The sequence below is a fragment of the Thermomicrobium sp. genome (genome assembly GCF_053493975.1).
This window is the reverse complement of sequence record NZ_JBRBZA010000015.1, coordinates 18946-34211: the sequence shown is the minus strand read 5'-3', so window position 1 is coordinate 34211 and position 15266 is coordinate 18946. Positions and strand designations below refer to the sequence as shown.

Sequence of the window (15266 nt, the reverse complement as noted above, 5' to 3'; positions counted from 1 at the left end):
AGGTGTGTCAGTTCAAAAAGAGGCGACGCACCATGCCGAGCCGAAAACTTACGAAACGTTCGGCTCGCTGGCAGCAGCTGACTCAGCGGACCGCTGCCGTTCCGACGCGCGCGCCTCCCCGCGCAGACTGGCCAACTCGTTGCGGAGCACTTCGATTTGGCGCCGCAACGAGAACAGGTAGATGCCGAGAATCAACCAGGTCACGAAGAAACCCGCGAACAAGTACCACACGTTCTCCATCGTTCCGCTTCCTCCCTTTCTCGCTCAGCCGTGCTGTTCGAGCGCCCCGCGGAGCTCCATCACTTCATCACGAGTCGTTTCGATCCGGTATTTCACTGCGAGCAAGAACACGTAGAAGATGCAGAAGGCGACCAATGTGACGATCATCGTCACCAGCATCTCCGGCGGCATGGCCGGTCCCTCGCTCCTCACGACGATCGGTTCAGGATGCAGCGTGCGCCACCAGCGGACCGACATGTGAATGATCGGAATATCCACGAAGCCGACGATCCCCAGAACAGCGGCATACCGTGCTCCACGCTCTGGATCAGCAACATACGCCCGCAACAGGAAGTAACCGAGGTAAATGAACCAGAGGATCAAGGTCGTCGTGAGTCGCGCATCCCATGTCCACCATGTTCCCCAAATGGGGCGCCCCCAGATCGAACCGGTCAACAGCACCAGCGTCGTAAAAATGAAACCGATTTCAGCCGCCGAGCGAGCCAGTCGATCCCAACGGGCTTGCCTCCGTACGAGGTACAGGATGCTGCTGACGAAGATGATGAAGAACGAGATATAAGCCAACCAGGCAGCTGGCAGATGGAGGTAGAACAAGCGTTGCACCTCACCCTGGTCGACGTCACGCGGCGCATACAGGAAGATCAGCACGACCGATAGGGCAACCGACAACACCGAAAGCGCCGCGAGGACCGACAACCACGCAGCGGTCGCTGGTCGCCTGACTGAATTCGTGACCGTCGCCATGCTCACCCTCCTTTCGAGCCGATCCGTTCACTCTTCGGTCACGCTACCGAAGGTCAGTGCACCGAGCGCAAAGAACAACACGGCAAAGCCTCCGAGCAGCCTCTTCCACGGCGCGGCGTCCGCCGTAAAGCCGTTCAACTCGAGCGTGGTTGCCCGCACCGCACCGATGACGACCGGCACGGCCAGCGGGAATAACAGGGCTGGAAGAAGCACATCGCGGGAGCGGACATTGGCGGTCATCGCAGCGAACAGCGTCCCGAGCGTGCAAAGCCCAAGCGTGCCCAGTCCAACCACCACGAGCACCCCAGGCCGCAAAACCGGTAGTGCGAAGAGGACAGCCAAAACCACGAGCGCGACCAACTCGACGGCCGAGACGAAGAACAGCATACTGACGAGCTTCGCGATGAAAATGACCGGTCGCTCGACTGGGCTCAAGAGCAGCCCCTCCCAGGCACCTTCCTGTCGCTCCAAGGCAACAGCGCGTCCCAACCCGAGGAGCGTCGTGAAGACGATCGCGACCCACAAGGCCCCCGAGCCGCTCGCAGCACGCTGGGCGCCACTCAGATCGAAAGCGAAATTGAAAATCAGCAAAGTCAAGAGTGCCATCACGAGCATCCCGATGACGAGTTCGCGTGCTCGCCACTCGAGGAGCAGGTCACGCTTCACGATCGCGATGAACTGGCTCCAGGCACTCATACGGTCATGAGCCTCGGCTGGGTCCGCAGGTAGAAGCCGACCTCGTCTCGCCCGCAGGCCGACCAGACGATTCGCCCGCGCTCGAGATAGATGGCTCGCTGGGCGAGTTGAATGGCCAGTTCCGATGCATGCGTCGTCATCAGCACTGTGCCTCCATCGGAGCAAAACCGCTCCAAAAGTTCGACCAGACGGATGCGCGCGGCTGTATCCAAACCCGTATCCGGTTCATCCAAGAGGAGCACTCGTGGTCGATGGAGGAGTGCTCGAGCCAGTGCCACACGCTGCTGCAAGCCGCGCGACAAGGACCGCACTCGATCACCGAGTCGGTCGGTCAGCCCCAGTTCCTCCCCCAACGCCTGAATCCGTTCAGCGGCATCAGCTACTCCGTAGAGGCGAGCATAGTAGCGCAGATTTTCGGCTACCGTCAGATCCGGATCGAGCATGATGCGATGCATGACCACGCCCAGCTGTGAGCGCACGGCCGGACCGAAGTCTCCGGCTGGTCGACCGAACCACTCGATCGATCCAGATGTGGGGCGCACGAGACCGACGAGTAGACGGAGCAACGTCGTCTTCCCGGCACCGTTCGGACCGAGGATCGCTACGCACTCCCCTGCGTGGACTGTCAAGTCGATGCTGTTCAGAACCGTTCTCCAGCTATAACGCTTCGTGAGGGCGCGGACAACGAGAAGAGTGGCATTCCTCAGTCGAGTCACATCGTCCCGATCCCCCGGCTTTGTCATGGCGATGCGCCGACCGTTCTCCGCGTCGAGCCAGTATCGAGTTGCCGTGCCAGTTCGCGCAGCTGCTCGATCTCGCGATCGATATCCTCCTCTTCCGACGATTCGGCCCGTTCGATCGCTCGCAAGAGCCGAGCCGCGTGTGCCAGCAGCGATTGCCGCATGGCGCGATAATCGCTCTCACTTACTTTTCCGGTCTCGTAGTCGAGCTGAAGATCACGAAGCATCGCCAAAATCGCGTCTCGTTCGGCGAAAAGGTCGAGGAGTTTAGCTGACCAAGCGGGTGCCTTTGCTCCGCGACTGGCAATCCACAAAGGATGCAGGACGAAAGCGACAACGACGATCGCTAGGAGGAGCAAGAGGATCGCGTCGAGCAGCATCAGCGGACTCTCCCTTCCGGTTCGAGGAACTGTTCGACGCGTCGAAGTTCTTCAGGTGCAACCGGTTCCCCGAGACCACCCACCGCTGCGTCTCGCTGTCGGAGGTACAGCACGAGCAACAGTGTACCTCCCACGAGCCCAACGACCGGCCCCAACCAGAGAGCCCAGAAGTAGCCCTTACGGGGCGGTTCGCGGAGGACGCTCACACCGTAGCGATCGACGAAATACTGGAGAATTTCCTCGCGCGATTCGCCGGCATCGAGCTTTTGCTGGATGAGTTGACGCATCTGACGCGCAAGTTCGGAGTTGGAGTCGCGAACGCTCTGTCCTTGACAGACGGGACAATTGAGCTGATTGGCGATCTGCAGGGCCTCAGGCGAGAGCGCTTCTTCCGCCCGGACTGGCCCGGTAGCGAAGAAGCCCACCAGTGCCAGGATGACGAGCCCCGGAACGAGCTGACTCACCCGTGCACTCGACCGGGTCACTCGCCACCAGCGACCTCGCGCTCGCCACCCTCGCTCGGTCATACTACGCCTCGCGTGCCATACCGGGAACAGTGCGCGGCAGTCGAGCCGGCGCGGGAACCGGCTGCGGCCAGAACAGCGTGAGCGTTCCTAGGACGAAAACTGCGCCACCGATCCAGATCCAGATCACCAGCGGATTCACGTAAACCCGGATGCTCGCCGTTCCGTCGTCCTGCCAGCGGTCGAGTACCACGTACACGTCATCGTGGCCAACGAGCGCGATTCCCATGCGGGCAGTCGGTTGATCCTCGTAGTTGCGATAAAAGAACCGATAACTTTCGACCGTCGCAGCGTACCGCTCACCACGATAGACATCGACTTTGGCAGCGACGACCTCCGCGTCTCGTGTCCGGCGATCATCCAAGCCACGGTACACGATCGTGTAAGGCCCGACGGAGCCCTGCTCACCGGGACGCAGAACGAATTGACGCTCAAGCTGGAACGCGTTGGAGGCAATGATTCCCACCGCCATGAGGAGCATCGCCAGATGAACGAGATACCCGCCGTAGCGACGGTTGTTCCGTCGCAGCAGCTCCCACACAGCGACGGGAAGAGCCTCACGGACATTGCGGCGGCGTGCACGAATACCGCGCCAGTACTCCTGGAGCGTGGCGGCAAAGGCGAACACTGTGACGGCGTAGGCGACCACCGCCCACCAGCGGTCGAGCAGGACGACACCGAGCCCGGCGACGACTCCCGCTGCGACGAGCGGCCAGCGCAGATTGCGGAGCAACAAAGGAATTTCGGTGCGCCGCCAGGCCAAGAGCGGTCCTAGGCCCATCAGGGCGAGCAAAACGAGAAGCAGCGGCCCGACGACGCGGTTATAAAAGGGCGGCCCGACAGTGATGCGGGTTCCCCAAAAGAGTTCGCTGAACAATGGGAAAGTCGTTCCCCAGAACACCGCGAAGGCCATCGCAGTCAGCAGCAAATTGTTCAGGAGGAAGCCGCCCTCGCGCGACGTTACCGATTCGATGTGCCGCTCGCTTTGCAACCCTGGTAGCCGATAGAGCAGCAATCCGATCCCGACGATGAGAACGAGGACCAAATACGCCAAGAACCAGTGACCGATCGTCGAGACGGCAAAAGCATGGACGGAGGACAACATCCCACTGCGCACGATGAACGTGCCGAAGACAGACAGCGCGAAGGTAGCGAGCAACAGGGCGAGATTCCACACTTTGAGCATTCCCCGCCGTTCTTGCACGATCACGGAGTGCAAGAACGCCGTTGCGGTCAACCACGGCAACAGCGCCAGATTCTCGACCGGATCCCAACCCCAGTAGCCTCCCCAACCGAGCACGTGGTAGGCCCACCACGCACCAATCAGGAGCCCCATACCGAGGAGCGCCCAAGCGAGGAGCGTCCAGCGCCGAATGGCCCGCAGCCAGTCGCTGCCGAGCCGTCCAGTCAACAATGCCGCCATGGCGAACGCGAAGGGCACGGTGAAGCTCGCATACCCTGCGAGCAGGAACGGCGGGTGCGCCATCATTCCTGGATCGCGGAGCAGCGGGTTGAGTCCCGCCCCATCGGGTGGAGTGACGGGGAGCAGCCGGAAGGGGCTAGCAACGATCGTCAAGACGAGAAGGAAAAAGGTAACGATCGCCAGAAGGGTCATCGTCACGTACGGAAGCAGTGCACGATCGGAATGGCGGTGCAGATAGAGCGCGAGCGCCCCCAAGCTACTCGCGACTGCCGCCCAATAGAGGAGACTACCCTCTTGTCCCCCATAGAACGCTGCGATGACGTACTGGATCGGCATGTCGCGGCTGGAGCGTGCTGCCACATAAGCGAGACGAAAATCATGCCGCACGAACGAGATCACCAAAGCGATGAGTGCGACGAGAATCAGGAAGGCAACGCCGTAGGTCGCTCGGTAAGCGCTCGCCAGGAGCTCCGGCACGCGCCGTCGCACTCCGAGAAAACTCGCCCCGATGCCATACACCGCCAAGAGGAGAGCGAGAATCAGTGCTCCCGAACCCAGCTGTGCCACGAGAAAGCCCCCGTCCTCAACTCGAAGAGGCAGTCGGAGCTGCCTCGAAACGAGACGGGCACTGCGTCAGGACACTGTCTGCCTGCACGGGTTGCCCGTTCCGATACAACCCCTCGACGATGACATGGCGACCCTCGGCGAAGATGTCAGGAAGCACACCACTGTACACGACCTCGAGCTCGCTAGTCCCATCGCCGATACGAAAATGGATCGGCTCACCAGGACCACCGCGCACGATGCTCCCCGCAACGACATCGCCGCCGACCCGCACGCGCCGTCCTTCGACCTCGCTCGCTCGCGCTTGCAATTCGCTCACCGTGACGAAGTAGGAAGCCGCCGTGCCTTGTAAGCCGGTGTACATGAGATACCCGACCGCACCGGCCATGAGGAGTGCGAGCACGAGCAGACGAACGTCCATGCGAATCCGACTCACCCCACTTTGGGTCGCGACAGCCGTACTCATCGATCAGCCCCCGCTCGCCTCGGTACCGTCCGTTACCGCCAGCCCGCGGTCGGGTCCGGCGGATAGATCACTGATAAGAGTACACCGAGCAGATAGGCGAGTGTCCCGAGCAGAAGCACCGTTCGACCGCTCAGCCACGCCCGCGTCGCACTCCCTCGCTCCCAGGAACCGCCGCGGGGCAGAAGCCCGCCGGTCGCGGCGAGCGCGATGACCCCAGCCATAATCTTGACCAGCAAGAGGATCACGTACAGCGCGGTACCCCGACCATCGGCCAGCCGGTCGAACATGAGCGCGACACCGGATCCGAGCAACAGCGCACTGGACACGACCCACCATCGGCGAAAGCGCAGTTGCGCGGCTCGCAACGTGTCCGGGGCACTAGGTACGACGCGTCGCAACGGAGTCAGTGCGAAGACGAGATACGCTCCGCTCCCGAGCCAGATGGCACTGGCCAGAGCATGCACGAGCCGCAGCAAGATCCGCACGAAGACCGCGATATCGATCTGCTCCATTCGGTTCATCCTTCAGCGCATTGGGCTGAGGGCGATACCGAGTTCCGCAAGGATCATCAGTAGTTGATCGGCCGACTTGAGTGGACCAGTGTATTTCCCGAGCAACTGACCCTCTGGGCCGATGAAGAACGTCTCCGGGACACCGGAAACACCGTAGTCGATGGTGACACGACCGCGGGCATCGTAAACGTTCGGGAAGTCAATACGCAACTCCTCGAGAAAGGCTCGTCCGTCGTTCCAATCCCTTTCCCAGACGTCGATCCCGAGCACGGTCACGCCGTCGTCTGCATACTCTCGAGCGAAGGCAACCAGCACGGGCGCCTCTTCTCGGCATGGTGGGCACCAGGATCCCCAGAAGTTGACGATGACCACCTGACCACGCAGGTCAGCGAGTGCGATGTCTTTCCCGCTGCGGAGATCGGGCAGGGTGAAGTCGGGCGCTGTCCGATTCGTGAAGCGGATGAAGGTCCCGACCGTGTTGATGCGGCCACCTGCGCCGAGTTCGCTCGTCCCACGTTGCCGTTCGAATGCGACGGCAACCAGCGTGACGAAGGCGAGCACAAAAATCCCGACGATCAGGACCGGCAACCGTGCACGCCACAACCCCTGTCTCGTCGTCATGAGGTATCGAGCTCCCTCGGCGCGCATCGACTCACGCGTAGTGGATGTCCGCACCCAGTGCGGCCAGCTTGCCCACCAAGTCCTCGTAGCCACGTCGCAAATGCTGGGCTTCGAGGACGAGCGTTTCCCCTTCGGCGACGAGACCTGCCAAGACGAGACAGGCTCCGCTCCGGATATCGAGAGCACGCACTGCTGTACCCTGCAGCTTGACCGGTCCTTCGATGATCGCCTGCTGGCGATCCATCAGTTCGATCCGCGCTCCCATCCGCTGCAACTCAGTCGTGTAACGGAGACGATCGTTGAACACGCGCTCGAAGATACGGCTCCGCCCCTGTGCCTGCGTCATGAGGACGGCGAACGCGGCCTGGAGATCGGTCGGGAACCCTGGGAAGGGCAACGCCTGAATTTCCGTCGCGTAGAGCGGTCCTGGAGCGCGCACCAGCATCGAGGATTCGCTCCACCAGACTTCTGCCCCCGCTTCCCGCAACTTGTGCGTCAGCGGTGCCATGTCCGCTTCTCGTACATGATCCAGGATCACCTCGCCGTGGGTGATCGCGGCAGCGATGGCCAGGGTCCCCGCCTCGAGGCGATCAGGCAACACAGAGGCACGATACCCACGCAAGCGATCGACTCCCTGGACGACGATGCGCGAAGTTCCGAGTCCGCTGATGCGCGCTCCCATGTCCTGAAGGATTTGGCCGAGATTGACGATTTCCGGCTCGGCCGCAGCATTCAGGATCGTCGTCGTCCCCTGCGCCAGACAGGCTGCCATCAAAAGATTTTCCGTGCCGGTATGGCTCGGATAATCCATATAGATCTCGCAGCCACGAAGCCGCCCACTCCGGAGCTCGAAGCCGCTTGCCGTTACTTCGACCTGTGCCCCGAACTTGCGGAATCCGCGGAGATCGACGTCGACCGGACGACTACCGAGCTGACAGCCACCGGGAGGAATCGAGCGCGCCCTTCCGAAGCGAGCCAGCAATGGACCGGTCACGAGAAAGGACGCTCTCATGCGCACGACGAGTTCAGGGGGCGGCTCGAACGACGTGATATCGGCGGCACGAATGCGGACGCGGTGACGCTCGGTGTCGAGATCGACCTCGGCACCGAGCGCCCGCAACAGCTCCGTCATGACCACGACATCCTCGAGGAGCGGCACGTTCTCGAGGACACATTCCTCCTCGGTCAGGAGCGCCGCAGCCATCGCCGGCAAAGCCGCATTTTTTGCGCCGCCGATCGCGACGCGTCCTCGCAGGACGCGACCGCCGATCGTCCGGATTCGCTCAGTGGCTGTCGCGATGGCCACGGCCACCTCCTTCAGAGTTGCGCCTCGGGCAGCGGTGGCCCACCAGCTCCCGCTCGCGCTCGCCGCTTGCGGGCAACAGCCAATCGAATGGTCGAGCGCCGCAGTGCCATTTCAGCCCGTCGGCGATCGATGTCCGCCCGGCGCTCGCGCAAACGCGCCAATGCCCGCTGTCTCGCCTCCTCCGCCCGTGCGAGGTCGATCTCTTCGGCTCGCTCCGCGACGTCAGCCAGGACACGCACGACGTTATTGGCGACCTCCAGGAAACCGCCGAAAATCGTCAGGCTGTCCTCTTCGCGCCCGCGCTTGACGCGCATTTCCCCCATACTCAGTAACGAGACGAGCGGGGCATGACGCGGCAAGATTCCGAGTGTCCCCTCGGCTCCGGGAGCGATCACCATGTCGGCGTCCTCGACCTGGTAGACGACCCGTTCGGCGGTTACCACTTCCACCCGGAGTTTCCCGGCCATCGTTCGCCCCCGGTCACGCTTCGCGTGCCATCTGTTCGGCCTTCTCTACCGCCTCATCGATCGTCCCTACCATGTAGAAGGCCTGCTCTGGCAGGTGATCGTGCTTCCCCTCGAGAATCTCCTTGAAGCCGCGGACCGTCTCATGCCGCGGGACGTACCGGCCGGGTCGGCCAGTGAACGCCTCTGCCACGAACATCGGCTGGGAGAGGAAGCGCTGGATCTTCCGCGCACGCGCGACGATCAGCTTGTCCTCTTCGCTCAGTTCCTCGACACCGAGAATCGCGATGATGTCCTGAAGATCACGATACCGTTGGAGGACCCGCTGAACTTCGCGCGCGACCGTGTAGTGTTCGACTCCCACGATGTTCGGATCGAGGATACGCGAGGTAGACGCCAGGGGATCGACCGCCGGGTACAGACCTTGCTCGGCGATCGACCGCTCCAGCGCGATCGTCGCGTCCAGGTGCGCGAAGGTCGTCGCTGGGGCCGGGTCAGTGTAATCATCGGCCGGCACGTAGATCGCCTGCACCGAGGTGATCGAACCACGCTTGGTGGAGGTGATCCGCTCCTGCAGCTGTCCCATGTCGGTCCCGAGCGTCGGCTGGTATCCCACCGCACTGGGCATTCGGCCGAGCAGCACCGACACTTCCGAGCCAGCCTGCACGAACCGGAAGATGTTATCGATGAACAGGAGCACGTCACGACCTTCGTCGCGGAAGTACTCGGCCATCGTCAGGCCGGTCAACCCGACCCTCAGCCGTGCCCCCGGCGGCTCGTTCATCTGACCGAACACCAGCACCGTCTTGTCGATCACGCCTGACTCGCGCATCTCGCGCCAGAGCTGCGTTCCCTCTCGCGTGCGCTCCCCGACGCCGCAGAAAACTGAGTATCCCCCGTGCTCAGCAGCGATGTTCCGGATCAGTTCCATGATGATGACGGTCTTACCGACACCGGCACCACCGAAGACGCCGACCTTCCCTCCCTTAGTGAAGGGAGCCACCAGATCGATGACCTTGAGGCCAGTCTCGAAGACTTCGACTTGCGTCGATTGCTCCTCGAAAGAGGGTGCCGGGCGATGGATCGGCCAGCGCGGAGCATCCGCCGGCACGGGCCCCTGCTCGTCGATCGGTTCACCGACCACGTTGAAAATCCGGCCCAACGTCGCTGGACCGACTGGTACCTTGATCGGTTCACCCGTATCGATCACCGGCATGCCACGCTTCAGGCCATCAGTGGTCGACATCGCGACGGCGCGCACCCAGTCGTTACCGAGGTGCTGTTGCACTTCCAGCACCAACCGACCACCTTCGGGCCGCTCGACGATCAGCGCGTTGTAGATATCGGGCAGTTGCCCAGGCGGGAACTCGACGTCGACCACGACACCTTGAATCTGCACGATCCGACCAGTCGCCACCTGCGTAGCCATCTTCGTCACCTCACTCGTCGACTCACGGCGATCATTGCAGTGCACCCAGTGCATTGGCACCGGCAGCGATTTCACTGACCTCACGCGTGATCTGCGCTTGCCGTGCCTTGTTGTACGTCAGGGTCAACTCTGCCACGAGATCCAAAGCATTCTGCGTCGCGTTGCGCATCGCCACCATCCGCGCACTGTGCTCCGATGCGGAGGCCTCCAGCAAGATGCGATAGAGCTGCATCTCCAGGAAACGTGGGAGCAGCGCCTCCAGCACCGTTGCGGGATCGGGCTCGAAGATGTAGTCGCTGATCGCGCCCGACTCGTGCGGTGGCTCGATCGGCAGCAACTGGAAGACTCGTGGCTCCTGACGCAGCGTGTTGATGAAATGGGTGTAGACGACGAACACCGCGTCGACACGGCCGCTGATGAAGTCTTGCGTCGCGAGTTCGACGATCGGCCTGATCGCCTCTACCGAGGGTCGATCGGTGATGCGCGTGAACTCCGCGATCATCGGCCAGCCGTATCGCACGAGGAAATCGCGACCCTTTCGTCCGACAGCGACGATATCGAAGTTCTCGATCGGCTCGCTCCGCTCCCGAGTCATGAAGTCGACAGCGCGGCGAATCACGTTGGTATTGAGCGAGCCAGCCAGACCACGATCGGAAGTCACCAGGATGAGTTGGATCCGCTTGATCGGCCTTCGCTGGAGCAATGGGAAAGCACGCACTTCCTCGGTCGGGCTCGTCATGGCGGCCAGATCACCGAGCATCGCGCGGATCCGATCCGCATAGGGTCGCGCAGCCAGCACTGCTTGCTGCGCTCGCCGCATCTTGGAGGCAGCGACCATCTCCATCGCTCGGGTGATCTGTGCCGTATTCTTGATACTCCGGATCCGGCGCCTGATCTCGCGCGGTGTGACTGCTTGTGGCACGGCCTTCGCCCCCTCCAGGTGGTCAGATGATCACCCGCTCCTGCGGTGGCGCCCAAATGCTCTGCTTGAAGGCACGCGTAACCTCGTGCAGCTGCTGGATGAGATCGTCCTTCAGCTCCCGCTCACTGGCGATCCGTTGCAGAATCTGCGGATGACTCGTCCGCAGGTAGTCGAGATACTGCTTCTCGAACTCGCGCACATGCTCGACCAGGATGTCATCCAGGTAGCCGTTCGTCGCGACCCAGATGATCGCCACCTGCTCCTCGACCGGCATCGGTTGGTACTGCGGCTGCTTCAGCACCTCGGTCAGACGCAAACCGCGATCGATCTGGCGCTTCGTCGCTGGATCCAGTTCGGCCGCGAATTGCGCGAACGCTGCCAATTCTCGGAACTGTGCCAATTCCAGACGCAAGCGCCCGGCCACCTGTCGCATCGCGCGGATCTGTGCTGCACCACCGACGCGCGAAACAGAGAGACCCACGTTGATCGCCGGCCGGATACCGGCATAGAAGAGATCCGGCTCGAGATAGATCTGACCATCCGTGATGGAGATGACGTTCGTCGGAATGTAAGCCGAGACATCGTTGGCCTGCGTCTCGACGATCGGCAGAGCGGTCAGTGTTCCACCCCCGAGATCGTCCCGAAGTCGGGCCGCGCGCTCCAGCAGGCGCGAATGGAGGTAGAAGATATCGCCGGGGTACGCTTCTCGGCCCGGTGGCCGCCGCATCAGCAGGGAAACTTGCCGATACGCCCAGGCATGCTTGGAGAGGTCGTCGTAGACGATCAGGGCATGGCCACCGCTTTCCATGATCTCTTCGCCCATCGCACAACCGGCGTACGGGGCGATGTACTGCAGTGCTGCTGGATCGGATGCGGTCGCGGCCACGACGATCGTATGCTCCATCGCGCCGTACCGCTCCAGCGTCGCCACCGTCTGCGCGACTTGTGCACGCTTCTGACCGATCGCCACGTAGATACAAATGACACCTTTCCCCTTTTGATTGATGATCGTATCGATGGCGATCGCCGTCTTCCCTGTCTGCCGGTCACCGATGATCAGCTCGCGCTGCCCCCGCCCGATCGGGATCATCGAGTCGATGGCCTTGATGCCGGTCTGCAGTGCCGTGTCCACGTCCTGACGCATCACCACGCCGGGAGCGATCCGCTCGATCGGGCGAAACTTATCGGTGTCGATCGGCCCCTTCCCGTCGATCGGTTCACCGAGCGCATTGACCACCCGGCCGACCAGTGCTGGCCCCACTGGGACCGACGCGATGCGGCCGGTCGCTCGCACCTCGTCACCTTCCTCGATCCCCGTGTAGTCGCCGAGAATGATGACACCGACCGAGTCCTCTTGGAGGTTGAAGGCGATGCCGAGTACACCGTTCTCGAACTCGACGAGCTCGCTGGCCATCACATCACGCAGACCATGGACAGTCGCGATCCCGTCGCCTACTTGGACCACGTAGCCGACATTGGTCACGACCATCCGACTACCGTATTGCTCGATCTGTTGCTTGAGGATCTCCGTGATTTCGGTCGGACGCACTGACATGTTGCCTCCCTCACGCGCTCAGGCTGCTGCTCCGACGAGTTGCCGCCGGAGATTCGTCAACTGCGTGCGCACACTGGCATCGAAGACTTCGTCCCCGATCTTGAGCACCGCACCACCGAGGAGTTCGGGATCGACCGTCGTGTGCAGTTCCACCGGACGACTCAGTCGCTGCTCGAGTTCGCGACGCACCCGTTCCACCTCGCTCGGCTCCAGTGCCACCGCCGTGACCAGCTCGACATCGATCACCCCACGGTGCTCGCGGAGAAGATCTCGGAAAGCCAGAACGACATCGCGCAGCTGGTGCCAGCGTCCTCGCTCCAAGAGCAGCACGAGGAGATTCCGCACGTACCGGTTCTCGTCGCCTGGGAAAAGCCGATCGACCACTTGGACCTTGGCTTCGAGCGGGATCGCTGGATTCTGGACGAACTCTTCGACAGCGCTGTCTCGTGCCAAGGCCTCCAAATCAGCCAATCGCTGCTCCCACAAGTCCAACTGGCCGTGCTCCTGGGCGACGGCAAACGCAGCCTGGGCATACCGCTTGGCGACTCCCGCGACCGCCACGCTCGCACCCCCTACCGCCGCGCGCCATCGAGTTCAGCCAGCGCCTGCTCGATCAAGGCCAGGTGTCGATTGCGATCCAACTCCTGGCGGATGATACGAGTGGCAGCCAGAATCGCGAGATCCGCTACTTCACGGCGCAATTCAGACCACACCCGCTGGCGTTCGGCCTCGATCGCCTCTTGCGCTTGCTGGATCAGCTGCTGTGCTTGCTGCTGCGCCTCCTCGCGCGCCCGCGCGATCAACTGTTCAGCACTCTCGCGGGCACTCGCCACGATCCGCTGTGCTTCGCGCCGCGCCTCGGCCAGAATCTCCTCGTTGCGGGCCTGCGTCTCAGCTAACTCGCGCTTCATCCGCTCGGCCGCTTCCAGACCCTCGCGAATCCGTTCCTGGCGTTGGTCGATCATGCGGGTGATCGGCCCCAGCGCAAATCGCCAGAAGACCGCGAGGAAGAGCAGGAAGGCGATGAGCTGGACGATCAGATTTTCACCGGAGATTCCCAGCTGCTCCATGCTCCTGCCTAGCCCCTTCTCGAACGTTTCTCGGAAGCATCGTCTCGGGGGAACCCGCGCCAGCAGCCCCAACAGGAAGCCGCTGGCGCGTCCGCCATCTGCCTCGGAATCGACAACGATCTAGAGCACGAAGGCGATGATCACCGCGACGACGAAGGCGTAGATCGCCACTGCCTCGGCCAGCGCCGCACCGATGATCATGGTCAGGCGGACCGCTCCCTCAGCCTCCGGATTGCGGCCGATCGCCTCCATCGCGCCCTTTACCGCAAGCCCGATACCGATTCCAGGCCCGAGTGCTCCGAGCCCGATCGCAAGGGCTGCCGCCATCGGCACGACGACACCCGGCTCAGTGACATTCGCGAACACGATCCTGTCCTCCCTTCACCAACCGTCCGCTCCGCTCAGAGACAAAGCGTTCCGCAAACCAACCGTCAATCGCCGCTGGTCCCCAGCGGGACCGTTCGCGAGTCATGCGCGGTACCCCGCTGCTCCTCGGCCTCATGCCCTTCCTCGTGCTCATGCGCCGAGGCCAACGCGATGTAGATCAAGGTCAGCACCGCGAAGATCAAGGCCTGAATGAAACCGAACAGCACCTCGAGATAGAGGAAAATGACGGGAATGACCAAGCCGACCACCGTGATCTTGATCGCATTGGCGATACCGTACATGACGGTCAGCAGCGTCTCGCCAGCGAAGATATTCCCGAAAAGACGGAAGGAGAGCGACACGATACGCGAGAGTTCACTGATGATCTCGATCGGCAAGAGAAACGGCGGATTCGCCATGTGCTTGATGCGACCCCAGACGCCATGCGCCGAAATGCCAGCCACCTGAAACGCGACGTAGCTGATCAGTGCCATGGCCAGCGTCATGTTGAGATCGGCGCTCGGCGGGCGGAAGAGCGGCACCAGCGTTCGACCACCGTGCTCGGCACCAGTCGCCCCCTCGCTCGCGGCCACCAGTGCATGCTTCCCCTCATGCCAGATGCCGATCGTCCCGATCCCGGGGAGCAAACCGGTGTAGTTCGCGACGATGATGAAGATGAAGAGACCACCGATCAGCGGAAAGATCCGCCGCCCCAGCTTCTTGCCCGCAGTTCCCTCCACCAGGCTGAGCAAGAACTCGACCACCATCTCGACGACCGACTGCAAGCGGCCAGGAACGAGTTGCGCTCGTCGAGCCACGATCGAGCCGAGGATGATGAGGAAGAGCATCACGAGGAGCATCGTCAGGAAGGAGTTGGTAATGCGCAGGGTCAACCCACCGAAAAGCGGGAGACTCCAAAGTGTCTCCGGCTTGACCGAGATGTGGAGTTCCACTCCCTACCTCCTGCCCCGCCGCTGCCCACCAATCACGGCGAGCTGATACAGGGAATACCCAGCCGTTATCAATCCCAACACCAACCCCACCAACGTGAGATATGGCGTCGTCCCGAGCCAGCGATCCAACAGCACTCCTCCGCCGATGCAGAGGACAAGACTAGACACGACCGAGAAGCCGAGACCCAGGGCTGTCCCGATCGCTTGCCAATCTCGTACTCGCGGCGGGCGACTCTGCGGCCCGCTCACGCTTGCGCATCCTATCACAAACCCAGCCGCACCAGCAACACA

20 protein-coding genes are annotated in these 15266 nt (G+C 62.3%); all 20 read right to left on the bottom strand.

The window, feature by feature from the left end; genetic code table 11:
* Window positions 1-48: 48 nt before the first annotated feature.
* Window positions 49-240 carry a CcmD family protein gene (locus tag ACWIVK_RS03255; RefSeq protein WP_448575122.1) on the bottom strand — a complete coding sequence of 64 codons (192 nt, stop codon included), beginning with the start codon at window positions 238-240 and terminating at the stop codon, window positions 49-51.
* A gap of 24 nt (window positions 241-264) precedes the next feature.
* A complete protein-coding gene (ccmC, locus tag ACWIVK_RS03250; protein WP_448575121.1) occupies window positions 265-984 on the bottom strand; it encodes a heme ABC transporter permease CcmC in 720 nt (239 codons plus the stop codon).
* A 27-nt stretch (window positions 985-1011) separates the two neighbouring features.
* Window positions 1012-1680: a heme exporter protein CcmB gene (locus tag ACWIVK_RS03245; RefSeq protein ID WP_448575120.1), complete on the bottom strand. Its 669-nt coding sequence runs from the start codon at window positions 1678-1680 to the stop codon at window positions 1012-1014.
* Window positions 1677-2396, bottom strand: coding sequence for a heme ABC exporter ATP-binding protein CcmA (gene ccmA, locus ACWIVK_RS03240; protein WP_448575119.1), 720 nt, complete (start codon window positions 2394-2396; stop codon window positions 1677-1679). The genes ACWIVK_RS03245 and ccmA overlap by 4 nt, the downstream gene beginning before the upstream one ends.
* Window positions 2397-2419: 23 nt before the next feature.
* A complete protein-coding gene (locus ACWIVK_RS03235) occupies window positions 2420-2800 on the bottom strand; it encodes a hypothetical protein (RefSeq protein WP_448575118.1) in 381 nt (126 codons plus the stop codon).
* Window positions 2800-3264 (bottom strand): cytochrome c-type biogenesis protein, encoded by a 465-nt coding sequence (locus tag ACWIVK_RS03230; RefSeq protein ID WP_448575117.1) that lies wholly within the window; start codon window positions 3262-3264, stop codon window positions 2800-2802. Before ACWIVK_RS03230 ends, ACWIVK_RS03235 begins: the two co-directional genes overlap by 1 nt.
* Before the next feature lie 64 nt (window positions 3265-3328).
* Window positions 3329-5314 carry a heme lyase CcmF/NrfE family subunit gene (locus ACWIVK_RS03225; protein WP_448575116.1) on the bottom strand — a complete coding sequence of 662 codons (1986 nt, stop codon included), beginning with the start codon at window positions 5312-5314 and terminating at the stop codon, window positions 3329-3331.
* Window positions 5315-5330: 16 nt separating this feature from the next.
* Entirely contained in the window at window positions 5331-5777 is a 447-nt protein-coding gene (locus tag ACWIVK_RS03220; RefSeq protein WP_448575115.1) for a cytochrome c maturation protein CcmE, read from the bottom strand.
* A gap of 32 nt (window positions 5778-5809) precedes the next feature.
* On the bottom strand, window positions 5810-6289 hold the full coding sequence (locus ACWIVK_RS03215) for a copper resistance protein CopD (RefSeq protein ID WP_448575114.1): 480 nt from the start codon (window positions 6287-6289) through the stop codon (window positions 5810-5812).
* 12 nt (window positions 6290-6301) lie between these two features.
* Window positions 6302-6910 (bottom strand): TlpA disulfide reductase family protein, encoded by a 609-nt coding sequence (locus tag ACWIVK_RS03210; protein ID WP_448575113.1) that lies wholly within the window; start codon window positions 6908-6910, stop codon window positions 6302-6304.
* Window positions 6911-6941: 31 nt separating this feature from the next.
* Window positions 6942-8216: a UDP-N-acetylglucosamine 1-carboxyvinyltransferase gene (gene murA / locus ACWIVK_RS03205; protein ID WP_448575112.1), complete on the bottom strand. Its 1275-nt coding sequence runs from the start codon at window positions 8214-8216 to the stop codon at window positions 6942-6944.
* An 11-nt stretch (window positions 8217-8227) separates the two neighbouring features.
* Complete coding sequence (locus tag ACWIVK_RS03200; protein WP_448575111.1) at window positions 8228-8683, bottom strand: F0F1 ATP synthase subunit epsilon; 456 nt, start codon at window positions 8681-8683, stop codon at window positions 8228-8230.
* Between the two features lie 13 nt (window positions 8684-8696).
* Window positions 8697-10109, bottom strand: coding sequence for a F0F1 ATP synthase subunit beta (gene atpD, locus ACWIVK_RS03195; protein ID WP_448575110.1), 1413 nt, complete (start codon window positions 10107-10109; stop codon window positions 8697-8699).
* A 31-nt stretch (window positions 10110-10140) separates the two neighbouring features.
* Entirely contained in the window at window positions 10141-11031 is an 891-nt protein-coding gene (locus ACWIVK_RS03190) for a F0F1 ATP synthase subunit gamma (protein ID WP_448575109.1), read from the bottom strand.
* A gap of 22 nt (window positions 11032-11053) precedes the next feature.
* On the bottom strand, window positions 11054-12586 hold the full coding sequence (gene atpA, locus ACWIVK_RS03185; protein WP_448575107.1) for a F0F1 ATP synthase subunit alpha: 1533 nt from the start codon (window positions 12584-12586) through the stop codon (window positions 11054-11056).
* An 18-nt stretch (window positions 12587-12604) separates the two neighbouring features.
* A complete protein-coding gene (locus tag ACWIVK_RS03180; RefSeq protein ID WP_448575106.1) occupies window positions 12605-13147 on the bottom strand; it encodes a F0F1 ATP synthase subunit delta in 543 nt (180 codons plus the stop codon).
* 11 nt (window positions 13148-13158) lie between these two features.
* Entirely contained in the window at window positions 13159-13656 is a 498-nt protein-coding gene (gene atpF / locus ACWIVK_RS03175) for a F0F1 ATP synthase subunit B (RefSeq protein WP_448575105.1), read from the bottom strand.
* Window positions 13657-13776: 120 nt separating this feature from the next.
* Window positions 13777-13983 carry an ATP synthase F0 subunit C gene (gene atpE, locus ACWIVK_RS03170; RefSeq protein ID WP_041436708.1) on the bottom strand — a complete coding sequence of 69 codons (207 nt, stop codon included), beginning with the start codon at window positions 13981-13983 and terminating at the stop codon, window positions 13777-13779.
* Between the two features lie 104 nt (window positions 13984-14087).
* Complete coding sequence (gene atpB, locus ACWIVK_RS03165) at window positions 14088-14975, bottom strand: F0F1 ATP synthase subunit A (RefSeq protein ID WP_448575104.1); 888 nt, start codon at window positions 14973-14975, stop codon at window positions 14088-14090.
* Between the two features lie 3 nt (window positions 14976-14978).
* The gene (locus ACWIVK_RS03160; RefSeq protein WP_448575103.1) at window positions 14979-15224 is read right to left on the bottom strand and encodes an AtpZ/AtpI family protein; all 246 of its coding nucleotides are present in this window, start codon (window positions 15222-15224) and stop codon (window positions 14979-14981) included.
* Between the last annotated feature and the right edge of the window lie 42 nt (window positions 15225-15266).